We start from the raw sequence: 15,319 nt of genomic DNA on the forward strand, positions 1-15,319 counted from the left end.
GTAAGTCCCTAGTGGGCGGCCGTTCCGCGGTGCCGTCCGGGCCCTGCGACCGGGGGGTGACTTTGTGCGCGTGTTCACAAAGGCTTAACCTGGTGGGCAGCCCTGGGGCGGGCGGGCCGCGGTCGTCCGGCCGCGTCGAGCCGCGCGAGCCGGGGCGAGGGGTGCGCCGATCACCCCGTCCCCAGCGTCGAGCCCGAAGAGCAGGCCGTGACACCTCGACAGAACCGGCACCGCGACCGAGCGGGCCGCGGCATCCCCGAAGCCACCGTGGCGCGGCTCCCCGTGTACCTGCGCGCCCTCACCGGGCTGCAGGAGCGCGGCGTCGCGACCGTCTCCTCCGAGGAGCTGGCGGCGGCGGCCGGGGTCAACTCCGCCAAGCTGCGCAAGGACCTGTCCCACCTCGGCTCCTACGGGACGCGGGGCGTCGGCTACGAGGTCGAGTACCTCGTCTACCAGATCTCCCGGGAGCTGGGCCTCACGCAGGACTGGGTGGTCGCGATCATCGGGGTCGGTAACCTGGGCCGTGCGCTGGCCGGCTACGGCGGTTTCGCGTCCCGCGGCTTCCGCGTGGCGGGCCTGCTCGACGCGGACGACGCCATCGTCGGCCAGGAGATCGCCGGAATGACGGTGCAGCACACGGACCGGCTGGAGGACATCATCGCGACCCACGGCGTGTCCATCGCCGTGATCGCGACCCCCGCGAGCGCTGCCCAGGGGGTGTGCGATCGCGTGGTCGCCGCGGGCGTGACCAGCGTGCTGAACTTCGCCCCCGTCGTCCTGTCGGTGCCGGACGGCGTCGACGTGCGCAAGGTCGACCTGTCCATCGAGCTGCAGATCCTCGCGTTCCACGAGCAGCGCAAGGCGGGCGGGCCGGACGGGCTCGCCCCGCTGGCCGCGGGCGACGCGCCGCCGGGCACGTCCCAGTACGTAGAGACGGTCGAGGCATGAATCGGACGATCCTGAGCGAGGACGCGGCATGAGCATTCTGGTGGTGGGGCTCAGTCACCGCAGCGCGCCCGTGGCGGTGCTGGAGCAGGCCTCGGTGGCCGGAGACGACCTGGTCAAGTTGCTGCACGCGGTCCACGACTCCGCCAACATCGCGGAGGCCGCGATCGTCTCGACGTGCAACCGGGTCGAGATCTACGCGGTGGTCGACAAGTTCCACGGCGGCGTCTCGGCGATCTCCGAGCTGCTGGCGCTGCACTCCGGCGTCCCGCTGGACGACCTGGCGCGGCACCTGTACGTCCACTACGAGGAGCGGGCCGTCCAGCACGTGTTCGCGGTGGCGTGCGGGCTGGAGTCCATGGTCGTCGGCGAGGGGCAGATCCTCGGCCAGATCCGGCAGGCGTTCAAGCTCGCGAAGGACGAGGGCACGCTCGGCCGCGACCTGCACGACGTCCTGCAGCAGTCGCTGCGGGTGGGCAAGCGCGCCCACCACGAGACCGGCATAGACAAGGCCGGCGCGTCGCTGGTCAGCGTGGGGCTGGACGTCGCCGCCCGGCACCTCGGCCCGCTGGACGGCGTCCACGCGCTGGTCGTCGGCGCCGGTTCGATGAGCTCGCTGGCCGCGGCCACGCTGTCCCGCGCGGGAGCGCGGGAGGTGGTGGTGGCCAACCGCACCCACGGGCGGGCGGTCCGCCTCGCCGAGTCGCTGGACGTCCCGTCCCGCGCGATCGAGCTGTCCGCGCTGGACGTCGCCCTGGCGGACGCCGACCTCGTGGTGTCGTGCACCGGCGCCACCGGCCTGGTGGTGACGGCCGGGCAGCTGACCGCGCGCGGCGTCGGGGACGACGGGCGACGCCGCTTCTTCCTCGACCTGGCGCTGCCGCACGACGTCGAGCGCGCCGTCCGCGACCTGGACGGCGTGGAGCTGGCCGGGCTGGACGACCTGCGCACCGAGCAGGAGGCGGCGAAGGCGATCGGCCCGGCGGCCGTGGACGCGGTCCGGCGGATCGTGTGCGAGGAGGTCGAGGCGTTCCTCAGCGCGGCCCGCGCCGCGGCGGTCGCGCCGACCGTCGTCGCGCTGCGCAGCATGGCCGCCGAGGTGGTGGACGCGGAGCTGTCCCGGCTGGCGGGCCGGCTGCCCGACCTCGGCGACCGGGCCCGCGGGGAGATCGAGCAGACCGTACGGCGCGTGGTGGACAAGCTGCTGCACGCGCCGACCGTCCGGGTCAAGGAGCTGGCGTCGGCGCCGGGCGGCGACTCCTACGCCGACGCGCTGCGCGAGCTGTTCGACCTGGACCCGAAGGCGCCCGAGGCCGTGGCCCGCGCCGATGTGAACGTGGAGACGGTGAACGCCAGTGCTGCCGGCGTCCGGGCGGTCAGCGCCCGGGACACGGCCCCGGCGCGCGAAGGAGACGAGACGTGACTACAGGCAAGGGCCCGCTGCGGCTCGGCACCCGCAAGAGCCTGATGGCGACGACGCAGTCGCAGGGCGTCGCGGACGCGTTGACGCGGCTGACCGGGCATGCCGTGGAACTGGTCGGGGTAACCACGCAGGGTGACGTCTCCAAGGCCCTGCTCGCCCAGATCGGCGGGACGGGCGTGTTCGTCAACGCGCTGCGCGACAAGGTCCTCTCCGGTGAGGTGGACTTCGCCGTGCACTCGCTGAAGGACCTGCCGACCACGGAGACGCCGGGCATCGCGCTCGCCGCCACCCCCCTGCGCGACGACCCCCGCGACGCGCTGTGCGGCCCCTGCAAGCTCGCCGACCTGCCGCGCGGCGCCCGCGTCGGCACCGGCTCGCCGCGCCGGGTGGCGCAGCTGCGCGCGCTCCGCCCCGACCTGGAGATCGTCCCGATCCGCGGCAACGCCGACACCCGGCTGCGCAAGATCACCGACGGCGAGCTGGACGCGGTCGTGCTGGCCCACGCGGGCCTGAAGCGGATCGGCCGGCTGGCGGAGGTCGGCGAGGTCTTCGACCCCGGCCAGATGCTGCCCGCGCCCGGGCAGGGCGCGCTCGCCCTCGAATGCCGCGCCGACCGGGACGACCTCCGCGAGCTGCTTGGAACGGTCGACGACGCCGCGACCCGGCGCGCCGTCACCGCCGAGCGGACGATCCTCGCGGTGCTGGAGGCGGGTTGCTCCGCGCCCGTGGGAACGTACGCTGCCGAGATAGATGAAGAGCTGCATCTGACCGCCACCGTCGCGGCGATCGACGGGAGCAGGCAGATCAGGCTGTCCGCAAGCGGCCACCCGGACGCCGCCGAGCAGATCGGACGCGACCTCGCGGACCGGCTGTTCGCCCAGGGGGCCGACCAGTTGATGGGGGAGCGCGAGTGAGCCCCGCCGCGAAGACCACCGCCAAGAGCACCACCGCCGAGAAGACCACCGCCGAGAAGACCAGCGCCGCCGGCAGGGCCGCCGCGGCCAGGAGCAGGAGCACGGCGCCCGCCCCGGCGCCGAGCCGCACCACCGACCCGGGCACGGTCGCCATCGTCGGCATGGGGCCGGGCGACCCGGGGCTGCTGACGCTGCGCGCCGCCGCCGAGCTGGAGCGCGCCGACACCGTCATCGTCAGCCGGGCGCACTGCCCCGCCGACGTCCTCGCGCACTGCCGCGCGGACGCGGAGATCCTCGACACCGCCGAGGGCGACCCGGTCAGGCTCGCCGTCCGCGCCGCGAAGGCCGGGCGCCGCGTCGTCCGGATGTTCGCCGGCGACCCGGGCGTCGCCTGCGGCCTGGCCGCCGAGGGCGCCGCGCTGCACAAGGCGGGCGTGCCGTTCGAGGTCGTCCCGGGCGTGTCCGCCGTGACCGGCGTGCCGGGGTACGCGGGCATCCCGCTCACCGACCCCGAGCACCGCGAGGTCCGGTTCGTGGACGCGTCCGCGGGCGGCGTCGACTGGGAGGAGTTCGCCGGGTCCGGCGCCACGCTCGTCATCGCGGGCGCGGAGGGCGCGGTCGCCGAGGTCGCCAAGGGCCTCGTCGCGGCCGGGCGCGCCGACTCCACCCCCGCCGCCATGACGAGCCTCGGCACCACCACCGAGCAGGAGACCGTCGTCTCCACGCTGAGCAAGCTCGCGTCCGACACCAAGGGCATGGAGTCGCCCGCCCTGATCATCGTCGGGGACGTGGTCAAGTGGCGCGACAAGCTGTCCTGGTTCGAGACGAAGCCGCTGTTCGGGTGGCGGGTGCTGGTGCCGCGCACCAAGGAGCAGGCCGCGTCCCTGTCGGACCAGCTGCGCGGGTACGGGGCCGTCCCGGACGAGGTGCCGACGATCTCCGTCGAGCCGCCGCGCACCCCGCAGCAGATGGAGCGGGCCGTGAAGGGCCTCGTCACCGGACGCTACGAGTGGGTGGTGTTCACCTCCACCAACGCGGTGAAGGCCGTCCGGGAGAAGTTCACCGACTACGGCCTCGACGCCCGCGCGTTCGCCGGGCTGAAGGTCGCCGCCGTCGGCGAGCAGACCGCCGCCGCGCTCGTCGAGTTCGGCGTGCAGCCCGACCTCGTCCCGTCCGGGGAGCAGTCCGGCGAGGGCCTGGCCCGCGAGTGGCCGCCCTACGACGAGGACCTCGACCCGATCAACCGGGTGCTGCTGCCGCGCGCCGACATCGCCACCGACGTGCTCATCGCCCGGCTGACCGAGCTGGGCTGGGAGTGCGAGGACGTGACCGCCTACCGGACGGTCCGGGCCGCGCCGCCGCCCGCGCCGATCCGCGAGGCGATCAAGGGCGGCGGGTTCGACGCCGTGCTGTTCACCTCCTCGTCCACGGTGAAGAACCTGATCGGCATCGCCGGCAAGCCGCACAACGTGACGGTGATCGCCGTGATCGGGCCGCAGACCGCGAAGACCGCGCAGGAATACGGGCTGCGCGTCGACGTCATGGCGGAGAAGCCGTCGGTATCGGCCCTCGCCGAGGCGCTGGCGGAGTACGGTGCGAAGCGGAGGGCGGCCCAGATCGAGGCGGGAGACCCGCTCCGCAAGCCCAGCCAGATGCGCCGGGGGGCCCGGCGCCGGAAGTAGAGCCGTACAGAGGGATTCCATGTCCGCACAGTTCCCCGTCGCGCGCCCGCGGCGGCTGCGCCGCACGCCCGCGCTTCGCCGGATGGTCGCCGAGACGCGGCTCGCGCCCGCCGACCTCGTCCTGCCGCTGTTCGTCAAGGAGGGCATCACCGAGCCGCAGCCCGTCGCGTCGATGCCGGGGGTGTTCCAGCACACCCGCGACAGCCTGCGCAAGGCGGCGCACGAGGCGGCCGAGGCCGGCGTCGGCGGCCTCATCCTGTTCGGCGTCCCGGCGGTGAAGGACGGCACCGGGTCCGCCGCCGACGACCCCGACGGCATCGTCCAGGTCGCGCTGCGCGACCTGGTGTCCGACCTCGGCGACGCGACCGTCGTCATGACGGACCTGTGCCTCGACGAGTACACCGACCACGGCCACTGCGGCATCGTCACCGACTCCGGTGAGATCGACAACGACGCCACGCTGGAGCGGTACGCCTCCATCGCGGTCGCGCAGGCCGAGGCGGGCTCCGCCGTGGTCGGCCCGTCCGGCATGATGGACGGCCAGGTCGGCGTGATCCGCCGGGCCCTCGACGAGGCGGGCTTCACCGACACCGCGATCCTGGCGTACTCGGTGAAGTACGCGTCCGCCTACTACGGCCCGTTCCGCGACGCCGCCGAGTGCGCGCCGCAGTTCGGCGACCGCTCCACCCACCAGCAGGACCCGGCGAACGCCGAGGAGTCGCTGCGCGAGGTCCTCCTCGACCTGGAGGAGGGCGCCGACATGGTCATGGTGAAGCCCGCCGGCGCCTACCTCGACATCCTCCGCCGCGTCCGCGACACCGTGGACGTGCCCGTCGCCGCCTACCAGGTGAGCGGCGAGTACGCGATGATCGAGGCCGCCGCCGAGAAGGGCTGGATCGACCGCGAGCGCACCATCATGGAGTCGCTGACCGCCATCCGCCGCGCCGGCGCCGACATCACGCTCACCTACTGGGCCACGGAGGTGGCCCGCCGCCTGTCCTAGGGGCTCTTAGGACGCCCTCTAGTCACTTAGGGTCGTTTCCCGGGGGTTGCCGTGTCTGGGCGTGAGCTCGGCGGGCATCATCGATAACCAAGGAACCCACGCGCGACCTTGGGCTATTGGGGGGCGAGATGCTGGCGGTCACGGGGCACAGGCGGCAGAAGGCGGCACGGAACCGGATGGCCGCGGCGGCGCGCGAGTACGCCGATCTCGGGTGGCCGTGCTTTCCGGGCGCGCACGTCGGCGGTGACAGGGCGTGTTCGTGCGACCGGATCGGGTGTCCCGACCCGGGCGCGCACCCGGTGTCGGCGGCGTGGGCGCACCAGGCCACCGTCGACACCGAGGTGATCGAGCGCTGGTGGGCGAAACGCCCGGAGGCGAACATCATCCTGCCGACGGGGCGGGTGTTCGACGTGTTCGACGTGCCGGCCGCCGCCGGCGCCGCCGCCCTCGACCGGATCGAGCGGGAGGACCTCCCCGTCGGTCCGGTCGCGTCGTTCGGGGACGAGCGGCACCTGTTCTTCGTCGCGACCCGCGGCGCGCCCGCCGACGAGGACGAGTGGTGGTCGTGCCACCTCGACACGCTGCCGGAGGACGTCGCCGAGACGCCCGGCATGCGGTGGCACTGCCGGGACAGCTACGTGGTCGCGCCGCCGTCCGTCCTGCCGTACGGGCGCGAGGTGGTCTGGCTGCGGGCTCCGGGCCGGGGCCGGGGCCGGGACGCGCTGCCCGACCCGCTGCGGCTCCTGGAGGTCCTGGCGGACGCCTGCGAGGACGCCTAGCGGCTCGGCGCCTTCACGGCGGGCGAGGACGCCTAGCGGCTCGGTGCCTTCACGGCGGGCTTCGCGCCCCACTTGGAGTAGGAGCCGCGCTGGATCTGGTTGCGGCCCTTCTCCGGCCCGGCGCGGACCCAGAACTTCACGGGCCGGTGGCCCGCGTCGAGCTTGATGGCGAAGGCGATCTGCTGGGCGCCGGTCGCCTGCGCCATCCGCGCGTACATGGGGCCGACGCCGGGGGCCTGCGCCAGCGCCGCGGCGGGCGCCTCGCCCTCGTAGATCGCGCCCGACCGGGTCAGCCGCGTCGCCGCCCGCAGCAGCGCCGTGAGGTTCGCGACCGAGCTGCCCTGCCGGACCTGGTCGGCGGCCGCCGGGTAGCCGCGCCCGCCGAGCGCCGAGGACTTCCACTTCTTGCCCACGCGCACGTACAGCCGGTCCTGGACGACGAGGGCGCGCACCGGCTTGCGGGCCGCCCCGGAGCCGGCCAGCGTCATCGAGTAGGACGCCTGCCCGCCCTGCAGCCCGAACGTGCCGCGGCTGCTCACCGGGAAGCCGCAGCAGCCCGTCTGCCGGTAGGTGAACGCGGCGCCGGGCGCCCGTGCGACGGCCCCGTCGATCTGCGCGATGAGCGGCGCCGGGTCGACGCCGCCGACGGGCAGCGTCGGCTGCGGGGTGCTGCTCTGCGCCGGGCTCGGCTCCGGCGGCGGCTTCTTGTCGTCCTTCCGCAGCAGCGTGGCCGCGCCCGCGCCGGCCCCGGCGAGCACCAGGACGGCGACGGCCGCGACCACCCAGGGCGTCCGGGACCGGCCGCCGGGCTGCTTGCCGGCGACGATCGGGTTGCGGCCGCTGCTGCGGGCGGGCTTGGGCTTCGGGGGCTCCGGCTGCAGCGCGGCCTGCGCGGCGAGCTCGGTGAGGCGGCCGCGGCCCTGCGCCTCCCACGACGGCCCGTAGGCGGAGACGGCCGCGTCCTCCAGCGCGCCGAGGAAGTCGGCGGCGGACTTGGGGCGCTTCGCCGGCTCCTTCGCCAGGCCCTGGTGGACGAGCTCGCGCAGCGGCCCCGGGACCTCCTCGGCGGGGATCGCCGCCTCGCGGTGCAGCCGCGCCATGTTGCGGCCCGCGTACGGGGGGCGCCCGGTGAGGCACTCGAAGAAGATCGCCGTCGCGGCGTACAGATCGGTGGCGACGGTGGCGGGCTCGCCGTCCCACAGCTCCGGCGCCGCGTACTGCGCGCCGAACCGCACCTCGGTGCCGGCGGGCGCGGTCGCGAAGTCGGTGAGCTGCGCGTTGCCGTCGGCGTCCACGAGGATGTTCGCGGGCCGCAGCGCGCCGTGCACGACGCCGCGGTCGTGCGCGGCGGCGAGGCCGAGCAGGATGCCGCCCAGCATCGACAGCGCCGCGAGCGGGCCGGTGGGGCCCTGCGCGGCCAGCACCCGCCGCAGGCTGACGCCCTCCACCCACTGCATCACGATGGCGGCGCCGTCCGCCGACTCCACGAAGTCGTAGAAGTCGACCACGTTGGGGTCTTCGAGTTGGGACAGGGGGCGCGCCGCCGTGCGGAAGCGCGCGAGGAAGGCCTCGTCGGCCGCGAGCGCGCCGTCGAGGTACTTGATCGCGACCTTCGTGCCGGTCTGGTCGTCGACCGCCAGCATCACCCGGCCCGAGGCTCCCCCGCCCAGCTCCCGCTCGTGGGTGAAGCCCGGGACCGTCCAGCCGTCAACCACGTTGAAAGCCCATCCCTCCGATGTCGTACTTGGTGGAATATCGGCCCGTACGCCGCGAGGTCAAGGCAAGTCGCCGAACTGCAACTGAGAGACTGAAAACGTGACAGGTATCGATCACTCCCAGCAGTTGTTCGACCGTGCCTCCGGGGTCGTCCCCGGCGGGGTCAACTCACCGGTGCGGGCCTTCGGCGCCGTCGGCGGGACGCCCCGCTTCATGGCGTCCGGGCGCGGCCCGTACCTGACGGACGCCGACGGGAACGCCTACGTCGACCTGGTGTGCTCCTGGGGCCCGCTGATCCTCGGGCACGCGCACCCGGCCGTGGTCGAGGCCGTGCGGGACGCGGCAGGGCGCGGCACGTCCTACGGGGCGCCGACGCAGGGCGAGGTGGAGCTCGCCGAGGAGATCGTGTCGCGGACGCCCGTGGGCAAGGTCCGGCTGGTCAACTCCGGGACCGAGGCGACGATGTCGGCGATCCGGCTGGCGCGCGGCTTCACCGGCCGCACCAAGATCGTGAAGTTCGCGGGCTGCTACCACGGGCACGTCGACTCGCTGCTCGCCGCGGCCGGGTCCGGCGTCGCGACGTTCGGGCTGCCCGACACGCCGGGCGTGACCGGCGCGACCACCGCGGACACGCTGATCCTCCCGTACAACGACGTCACGGCCGTGGAGACCGCGTTCGACGAGCACGGCGCCGACATCGCGTGCGTCATCACCGAGGCCGTCCCGTGCAACATGGGCGTGGTGCCGCCGCTGGCCGGGTTCAACGCCCTGCTGAAGCGGCTGTGCGAGCGGTACGGGGCGCTGCTCGTCGTCGACGAGGTCCTCACCGGGTTCCGCGCGTCCCGGTCCGGCTGGTTCGGGATCGAGGGCGTCGCGGGCGACCTGATGACGTTCGGGAAGGTGATGGGCGGCGGGCTGCCCGCCGCCGCGTTCGGCGGGCGCGCCGACGTCATGGACCACCTCGCCCCGGCCGGCCCGGTCTACCAGGCGGGCACGCTGTCGGGGAACCCGCTCGCGACGGCCGCCGGGCTCGCCACGCTGCGCAACGCCACCGACGAGGTGTACGCGGCGATCGACCGGTCCGCGGAGACCGTGTCGAAGGCCGCGTCGGAGGCGCTGGAGCGCGAGGGCGTCCCGCACTCGGTGCAGCGCGCCGGCAACCTGTTCTCGGTCTTCTTCAGCGAGGCGCCGGTGGGCGACTTCGCCGCCGCGCAGCGCCAGGACTCCAAGGCGTACGCGGCGTTCTTCCACGCCGCGCTGGAGCGCGGCGTGTACCTGCCGCCGTCCGCGTACGAGGTGTGGTTCCTGTCGGCCGCGCACGACGAGGAGGCGCTCGGGCGGGTCTTGGACGCCCTCCCGCACGCCGCCCGCGCCGCGGCCAGGGCGTCTTAGCCCCGGGCGTCCCGGCCGGGCGTCCTAGACCGCCTGGAAGGCCGCCATCGCGGCGGCGACCGACTCGGGACGCGGTGCGCGCAGGGGGGCGCGCACCGCCGGGTCGTCGATCAGCCCGGCCTCGGCCAGGCACGCCTTGAGGACGGCCGGGGAGGGCTCGCCGAACAGCGCCTCCGTCATCGGCAGCAGCCGGTTGTGCACGGCCAGCGCGCCTTCCGCGTCGCCCCGGCGGGCCGCGTCGAACATCGACGCGTAGGCGGCGGGCGCGAGGCACGCGCACGCGGCGACGCCGCCGGCCGCGCCGAGCTGCAGCATCGGGTAGATGTACGCGTCGTCCCCGCACAGCACCGCCTTGCCGGGGTCGGACGCCAGCATCGCCAGAGTGTCGTGGTCGATGCCGCCCGCGCAGTGCTTCATGCCGGCGACGCAGTCGAGCGCGAGGATGTCGAGGAGCGCGCGGGCGGACAGCTCCCTCCCCGTCCGGTACGGGATGTTGTACGGGACGAGCGGGACGTCCACGGCCGCGCCGACCGCGGCGAAGTGCTCGACGACGGCCTCCTCCGACGGGCGCAGGTAGTACGGGACGACGACGAGCAGCGCGTCGGCGAACGCGGCGCGCTCGCGGGCCTGCCGGATCGAGTCGGCGGTGCCCATCGTCCCGGCGCCGACGGTCAGCGGCGTCCCGTGCTCGGCGGAGACGGCGCGGCACACCTCCAGCACCGCGCGCTGCTCGTCCGGGGCCAGCAGGGCGGCCTCGCCCGTCGTGCCGAGCGCGACCAGCCCGTCCGCGCCGTTCGCCAGGCAGTGGGCGGCGAGCCGCTCCAGCGACTTGGCGTCCACCTCGCCGGACGCGGTGAACGGGGTGACGAGCGAAGCGTGGATTCCGTGCATGTCAGCTCACCTCGTTGGTCGGGGCGGGGGCGATGCGCAGGCGGGCCGGCAGCCGGACGCTCCCGGCGGCGACGCCCGCGATGATCAGGGCGGCGCCGGTCAGCCGCGTCGCGTTCACGTGCTCGCCGAGCAGGACGGCCGCCGACAGCAGCCCGAACGGCGGGACGAGAAGCGAGTACATGGCGACCGTGCCCGCCTCGTAGCGGCGCAGGAGCCATCCCCACGCGCCGAAGCAGAGCAGCGTGGCGACGTAGGCGATGAACGCGAGCGAGGCGACCCCGGCGACCGTCAGGTGGCGCGCGGAGTCCGGCAGCGCCCCCGGCCCCTCGAAGACCAGCGACAGGGCGAACAGCGGGACGGGCGGCACCAGCGACATCCAGACCATGAACCCGAACGCGTCGACCGGCTCGCCGGCGACCTGGTTCATCCGCCGCATCCCGACGTTGGCGAGGCCCCAGCCGGCCGCGCCGCCGAGGCAGACCAGGAACGCCGCCACCGGGCTGCCGCCCTCGGCCTGCGCCACGCCGAGCAGCGCGACGCCGGCGAACGCGACGACCATCCCGGCGATCTGCCGGGCGCCGAGCCGCTCGCCGAGCAGCACGCCCGCGAACAGCGCCGTGAAGATCGCCTGGACCTGCAGCACCACGGACGCGAGGCCCGCCGGCATGCCCATGTTCATCCCGATGAACAGCAGGCCGAACTGCCCGACGCCGAGCGGGACGCCGACCAGCGCGAACCAGCGCGCGGCGACGGGCGGCCGGCGGACGAGGAACACCGCCGGCACCGCGGCGGCGGTGAACCGCAGCGCGGCCATCAGCAGCGGCGGGAAGTCCTCCAGCGCCACCTTGATGGGCACGAAGTTGAACCCCCACAGCGCCGCGATCAGGGTGGCCAGCAGGACATGGCGCGATCTCATCCCTCGATCGTCGCCGCGCATTTTCTTAAGGACAAGCGAGAAATACTTGACACCTCGTTTTAGTATTACTTCATGCTTGATCTGGAACGGCTGCGCGCCCTCCACTCGGTCGCGACCTACGGCTCGGTCAGCGCCGCCGCCGACGTCCTGCACGTCACCACCTCGGCGGTCTCCCAGCAGCTGGCGAAGCTGGAGCGGGAGACCGGGCAGAAGCTCCTCGAACGCAACGGCCGCGGCGTCCGGCTCACCGACGCCGCCGAACTCCTCGTCGCGCACGCCGAGCGGATCCTGTCCCTCGTCGAGCAGGCGCAGGCCGACCTGGAGGCGCACCGCGGCTCGGTCGTCGGCCAGCTCACCGTCGCCGCGTTCCCGACCGCCGTCCGCGGGCTGATGCCCGCGGCGCTGCGCTCCCTCCGCGCCGACCACCCCGACCTGCGCGTCCAGCTCCGCGAGGAGGACCCGCTGCGCAGCATGCCGCTCGTGTCCCGCGGCGACATCGACATGGCGATCGTCCAGGACTGGAACAACGAGCCGCTGCCCTTCCACGAGGGCCTGCACAAGGGCGTCATCTGCGACGACGTCGCCGACGTGGCGCTGCCCGCCGGCCACCCGCTCGCCGGGCGCGAGACGATCGACCTCAAGGAGCTGGCCGGCGACCCCTGGATCAGCTCCGTGCCGGACAGCATCTGCTGCGACTGGCTGCTGCGCACGCTCCGCGCCGTCGACAGCGAGCCCCGCATCGACCACATGGCCTACGAGTTCGCCACGCAGCTGGCCCTGGTCGCCGCCGGGCTCGGCAACGCGATCCTGCCGCGCCTCGGCCGCTGCGACGTCCCGCCCGGCGTGGTGATCGTGCCGCTGTCGGCGCCGCTGTCGCGCCGGGTGTACGCGGTGTGGCGGGAGGAGGCGGCCCGCCGTCCCGCGATCCGCGCCGCCGTCGACGCGCTGCGCGCGGCCGTGCCCGCCGACGTCCCGTCGGTCGCGCCCGTGCTGAGCTGACCCTGCTGAGCTGACCCTGCTGAGCTGACCCGTGCCGAGCCGACCCGTGCCGGGCTGCCGCGCGCCGGGGCTGACGCGTTTCGTCCGGCTCGCCGTTGATGAACGCCGTTCGGTAGGTTGTCGCGATCATGGAGTCGCGGAGGGCTCATGGACGGTGCGTGGCGGGTCGGCGGGTACACCGAGGTGCGCGAGCTCGGCGCGGGCGCCCAGGGGCGGGTCGTCCTCGCCCGGCACGACGCGTCCGGCACGCCGGTGGCGATCAAGTACCTCGCCGTCCGGGCGGACGAGGCCGACCGGGAGCGGCTCCGCCACGAGGCGCTGATGCTCGGCCGGGCCGGCAGCCCGCACGTGGCGCGGCTGTTCCGGCTCGTCGAGGGCCCGGAGACGGCCGCGATCATCATGGAGGCCGTCGACGGCGTCTCCCTGAAGGAGCTGCTGGAGCGGCACGGCGCGCTCGGCCCCGAGGCGTCGCTGGCCGTGCTCAAGGGCTCGCTGCTGGGCCTCGCCGCCGCCCACGCGGTCGGCGTCGTCCACCGCGACTACAAGCCCGCGAACGTCGTCGTCCCGGCGGACGGGCGCAGCCGCCTCGTCGACTTCGGCATCGCGACCCCCGCCGGGCAGGAGGCGGGCGGCGCCGGAACCCCCTACTACGCGGCGCCCGAGCAGTGGAGCCGGCACGTCGCCACGCCCGCGTCCGACGTCTACTCGGCGACCTGCGTGTTCGTGGAGTGCGTGACCGGGCGGCGGCCCTACGCGGGCGGCCGCGCGGAGCTGATGAACGCCCACCTCACCGGCGAGATCCCGGTCGAGGGCGTGCCGGAGCCGCTGCGCCCGCTGGTCCTGCGCGGCATGGCGAAGGCGCCCGGGGAGCGTCCCGCGGGCGCCGCCGCCTTCGTGGACGAGCTGGAACGCGCCGCCCGCGCGGCCTACGGCCGGGACTGGGAGGCGCGCGGCGTGCACGCCCTCGCCGCCGGGGCCGTGGCGCTCGCCGCGCTGTTCCCGCTGGCGGCCTGGCTGGCGCCCGGCGCCGCGGGCGCGGCGTCCGCGGCCGGAGCGGCGGCCGGAACGGGTGCGGCGGCCGGAACGGGTGCGGGCGTGTCCGCGGCCGGTGCGGCCTCCACCGCCGGGAAGGCCGCCGGAGCCTCGGCGATCAAGGCGTTCTTCGCCGGTGGCGCCGGGCTCGCCGCCGTCGCGGTCGGGACCGTCGCCGCCGTCGGAGCGGGCGCCGTCGCCGTCCACCAGGCCACGAAGCAGGACCCGGCGCCGAAGCCGACCCGGAAGGCCGCGGCCGCCGTCGCGGACGTGCGGCCGTGCGTCGTCGAGGCGCCGGGCGCGGTGACCACGCCGTCCGGCATCCCCGCCAAGGTGACGCTGCCCGCCCGCGTCGAGCCGCCGCCGGGCACCGCCGTGTACGGGTCCGGCCAGGGCATGCTGATCGGTCCCGCGGGCGCCGAGTGCAAGGGGTCCGTCGGCGCGAACGGCGGTTCCAGCACGGTCGGCGGCGCGACCGCGCTCGTCGAGGAGCACTGGCAGGGCTCGGTCGGCGGCATCCGGATCGCGCTCTGCGAGTACTTCCCCGACTCCGAGCAGGCGCGGCGGGAACGCGCGCAGGGCAACGAATGCACGTCCGCGCAGAGCACGAGGGCGGACCTGCCGACCGGAGTGCCCGGCTACCAGGCGGTGCTCACCCGCGGCCTCGGCACCGACGACCTGCCCTATCCGTCACCCCTCGTGAAGGCCGAGCTGGCGGTCCTGACACCGCGCGCCCAGGTCGTGCCGATCACCTGCACGGCCCCGGCCGCGAACGCCGACATCTGCAAATCGGCGCTGATGTACTGGTTCGTCCAGCACCTGGGGAACGCGAAGCCGTCCGAAGCCGACCTCGACCGCGCCGCCGAACGCATATCCCGGTTCGTCGACTCCACGCGCATCTGACCGGCGATCCGCGCACGCGCCGGCCCCGGGGGCTGCCGGACGGGACGGCCGCGGGGCGCGGGTAATCTGACCGCGATGACTGACACGACGATCGTTCACCTGCTGCGGCACGGTGAGGTGCACAATCCCGAGGGCATCCTCTACGGGCGGCTGCCCGGTTACCGCCTGAGCGAGGACGGCGTCCTCATGGCGAAGGCCGCCGCCAAGTGGTTCGCCGACCGGGACGTGACCGCCCTCTTCTCCTCGCCGCTGCAGCGCGCGCTGGAGACGGCGGCGCCGCTCGCGGACGCGCTCGACCTCCCGGTGACCGTGGACGACCGTCTGATCGAGGCCGACAACCACTTCGAGGGGCTGACGTTCGGGGCCGGGGCCGGCTCGCTGCGCCGCCCCGAGCACTGGCGCCACCTGGTCAACCCCTTCAAGCCGTCGTGGGGCGAGCCGTACAAGGAGCTCGCCGCGCGGATGCGGGCCGCCGTGATCCGGGCGCGGGAGGCGGCGCGCGGCCACGAGGCCGTGTGCGTCAGCCATCAGCTGCCGATCTGGATCCTGCGGCTGCACGCCGAGCGCCGCCGGCTGTGGCACCACCCGAACCGCCGCGAGTGCGCGCTGGCCAGCGTCACGAGCCTGACGTTCGCGGGCAGCCGGCTGGTGGAGGTGGCCTACCGCGAGCCCGCGGCCGGCATCGCGAAGGGACCCAGTGTCGCCGGTGCCTGACCGCACCGCT

General features: G+C 74.6%; 13 protein-coding genes. 10 read left to right on the forward strand and 3 right to left on the reverse strand.

Annotated features, from left to right (window positions below; genetic code table 11):
- Positions 1-207: 207 nt before the first annotated feature.
- The 6 genes from ABTW95_RS10775 (at position 208) to ABTW95_RS10800 (ending at position 6,746) form a co-directional block, all read left to right on the forward strand.
- Complete coding sequence (locus ABTW95_RS10775; RefSeq protein WP_396446270.1) at positions 208-948, forward strand: redox-sensing transcriptional repressor Rex; 741 nt, start codon at positions 208-210, stop codon at positions 946-948.
- Between the two features lie 28 nt (positions 949-976).
- Complete coding sequence (locus ABTW95_RS10780) at positions 977-2,368, forward strand: glutamyl-tRNA reductase (protein ID WP_500226157.1); 1,392 nt, start codon at positions 977-979, stop codon at positions 2,366-2,368.
- Positions 2,365-3,282, forward strand: a complete 918-nt coding sequence (hemC, locus tag ABTW95_RS10785; RefSeq protein WP_500226158.1) for a hydroxymethylbilane synthase — start codon at positions 2,365-2,367, stop codon at positions 3,280-3,282. The genes ABTW95_RS10780 and hemC overlap by 4 nt, the downstream gene beginning before the upstream one ends.
- Positions 3,283-3,434: 152 nt before the next feature.
- A complete protein-coding gene (locus ABTW95_RS10790) occupies positions 3,435-4,964 on the forward strand; it encodes a bifunctional uroporphyrinogen-III C-methyltransferase/uroporphyrinogen-III synthase (protein WP_500226231.1) in 1,530 nt (509 codons plus the stop codon).
- Between the two features lie 19 nt (positions 4,965-4,983).
- Positions 4,984-5,967 (forward strand): porphobilinogen synthase, encoded by a 984-nt coding sequence (gene hemB / locus ABTW95_RS10795; protein WP_396446273.1) that lies wholly within the window; start codon positions 4,984-4,986, stop codon positions 5,965-5,967.
- A gap of 128 nt (positions 5,968-6,095) precedes the next feature.
- Positions 6,096-6,746 (forward strand): bifunctional DNA primase/polymerase, encoded by a 651-nt coding sequence (locus tag ABTW95_RS10800; protein WP_500226159.1) that lies wholly within the window; start codon positions 6,096-6,098, stop codon positions 6,744-6,746.
- 32 nt (positions 6,747-6,778) lie between these two features.
- Here ABTW95_RS10800 and ABTW95_RS10805 read toward each other — a convergent pair whose 3' ends face one another.
- Entirely contained in the window at positions 6,779-8,461 is a 1,683-nt protein-coding gene (locus tag ABTW95_RS10805) for a serine/threonine-protein kinase (RefSeq protein WP_500226160.1), read from the reverse strand.
- Positions 8,462-8,561: 100 nt separating this feature from the next.
- On the opposite strand from ABTW95_RS10805, the gene hemL reads away from it, so the two are divergent.
- A complete protein-coding gene (gene hemL / locus ABTW95_RS10810) occupies positions 8,562-9,854 on the forward strand; it encodes a glutamate-1-semialdehyde 2,1-aminomutase (RefSeq protein WP_500226162.1) in 1,293 nt (430 codons plus the stop codon).
- 24 nt (positions 9,855-9,878) lie between these two features.
- On the opposite strand, the gene ABTW95_RS10815 is transcribed toward hemL, so the two are convergent.
- Both ABTW95_RS10815 and ABTW95_RS10820 read right to left on the reverse strand, forming a co-directional pair.
- Positions 9,879-10,745: a dihydrodipicolinate synthase family protein gene (locus ABTW95_RS10815; RefSeq protein ID WP_500226163.1), complete on the reverse strand. Its 867-nt coding sequence runs from the start codon at positions 10,743-10,745 to the stop codon at positions 9,879-9,881.
- A gap of 1 nt (position 10,746) precedes the next feature.
- The gene (locus ABTW95_RS10820) at positions 10,747-11,661 is read right to left on the reverse strand and encodes an EamA family transporter (protein WP_500226164.1); all 915 of its coding nucleotides are present in this window, start codon (positions 11,659-11,661) and stop codon (positions 10,747-10,749) included.
- Between the two features lie 72 nt (positions 11,662-11,733).
- Between ABTW95_RS10820 and ABTW95_RS10825 the strand changes: the two genes are divergently transcribed.
- The 3 genes from ABTW95_RS10825 to ABTW95_RS10835 all read left to right on the forward strand — a co-directional run bounded on the left by ABTW95_RS10825 (position 11,734) and on the right by ABTW95_RS10835 (position 15,309).
- Positions 11,734-12,660 carry a LysR family transcriptional regulator gene (locus ABTW95_RS10825; protein WP_396446279.1) on the forward strand — a complete coding sequence of 309 codons (927 nt, stop codon included), beginning with the start codon at positions 11,734-11,736 and terminating at the stop codon, positions 12,658-12,660.
- A 147-nt stretch (positions 12,661-12,807) separates the two neighbouring features.
- On the forward strand, positions 12,808-14,595 hold the full coding sequence (locus ABTW95_RS10830) for a serine/threonine-protein kinase (RefSeq protein WP_500226165.1): 1,788 nt from the start codon (positions 12,808-12,810) through the stop codon (positions 14,593-14,595).
- A 75-nt stretch (positions 14,596-14,670) separates the two neighbouring features.
- Positions 14,671-15,309 carry a histidine phosphatase family protein gene (locus ABTW95_RS10835; RefSeq protein WP_396446281.1) on the forward strand — a complete coding sequence of 213 codons (639 nt, stop codon included), beginning with the start codon at positions 14,671-14,673 and terminating at the stop codon, positions 15,307-15,309.
- Positions 15,310-15,319 lie beyond the last annotated feature (10 nt).

This window comes from Spirillospora sp. NPDC127506, from assembly GCF_040302145.1.
Lineage (GTDB): Bacteria > Actinomycetota > Actinomycetes > Streptosporangiales > Streptosporangiaceae > Spirillospora.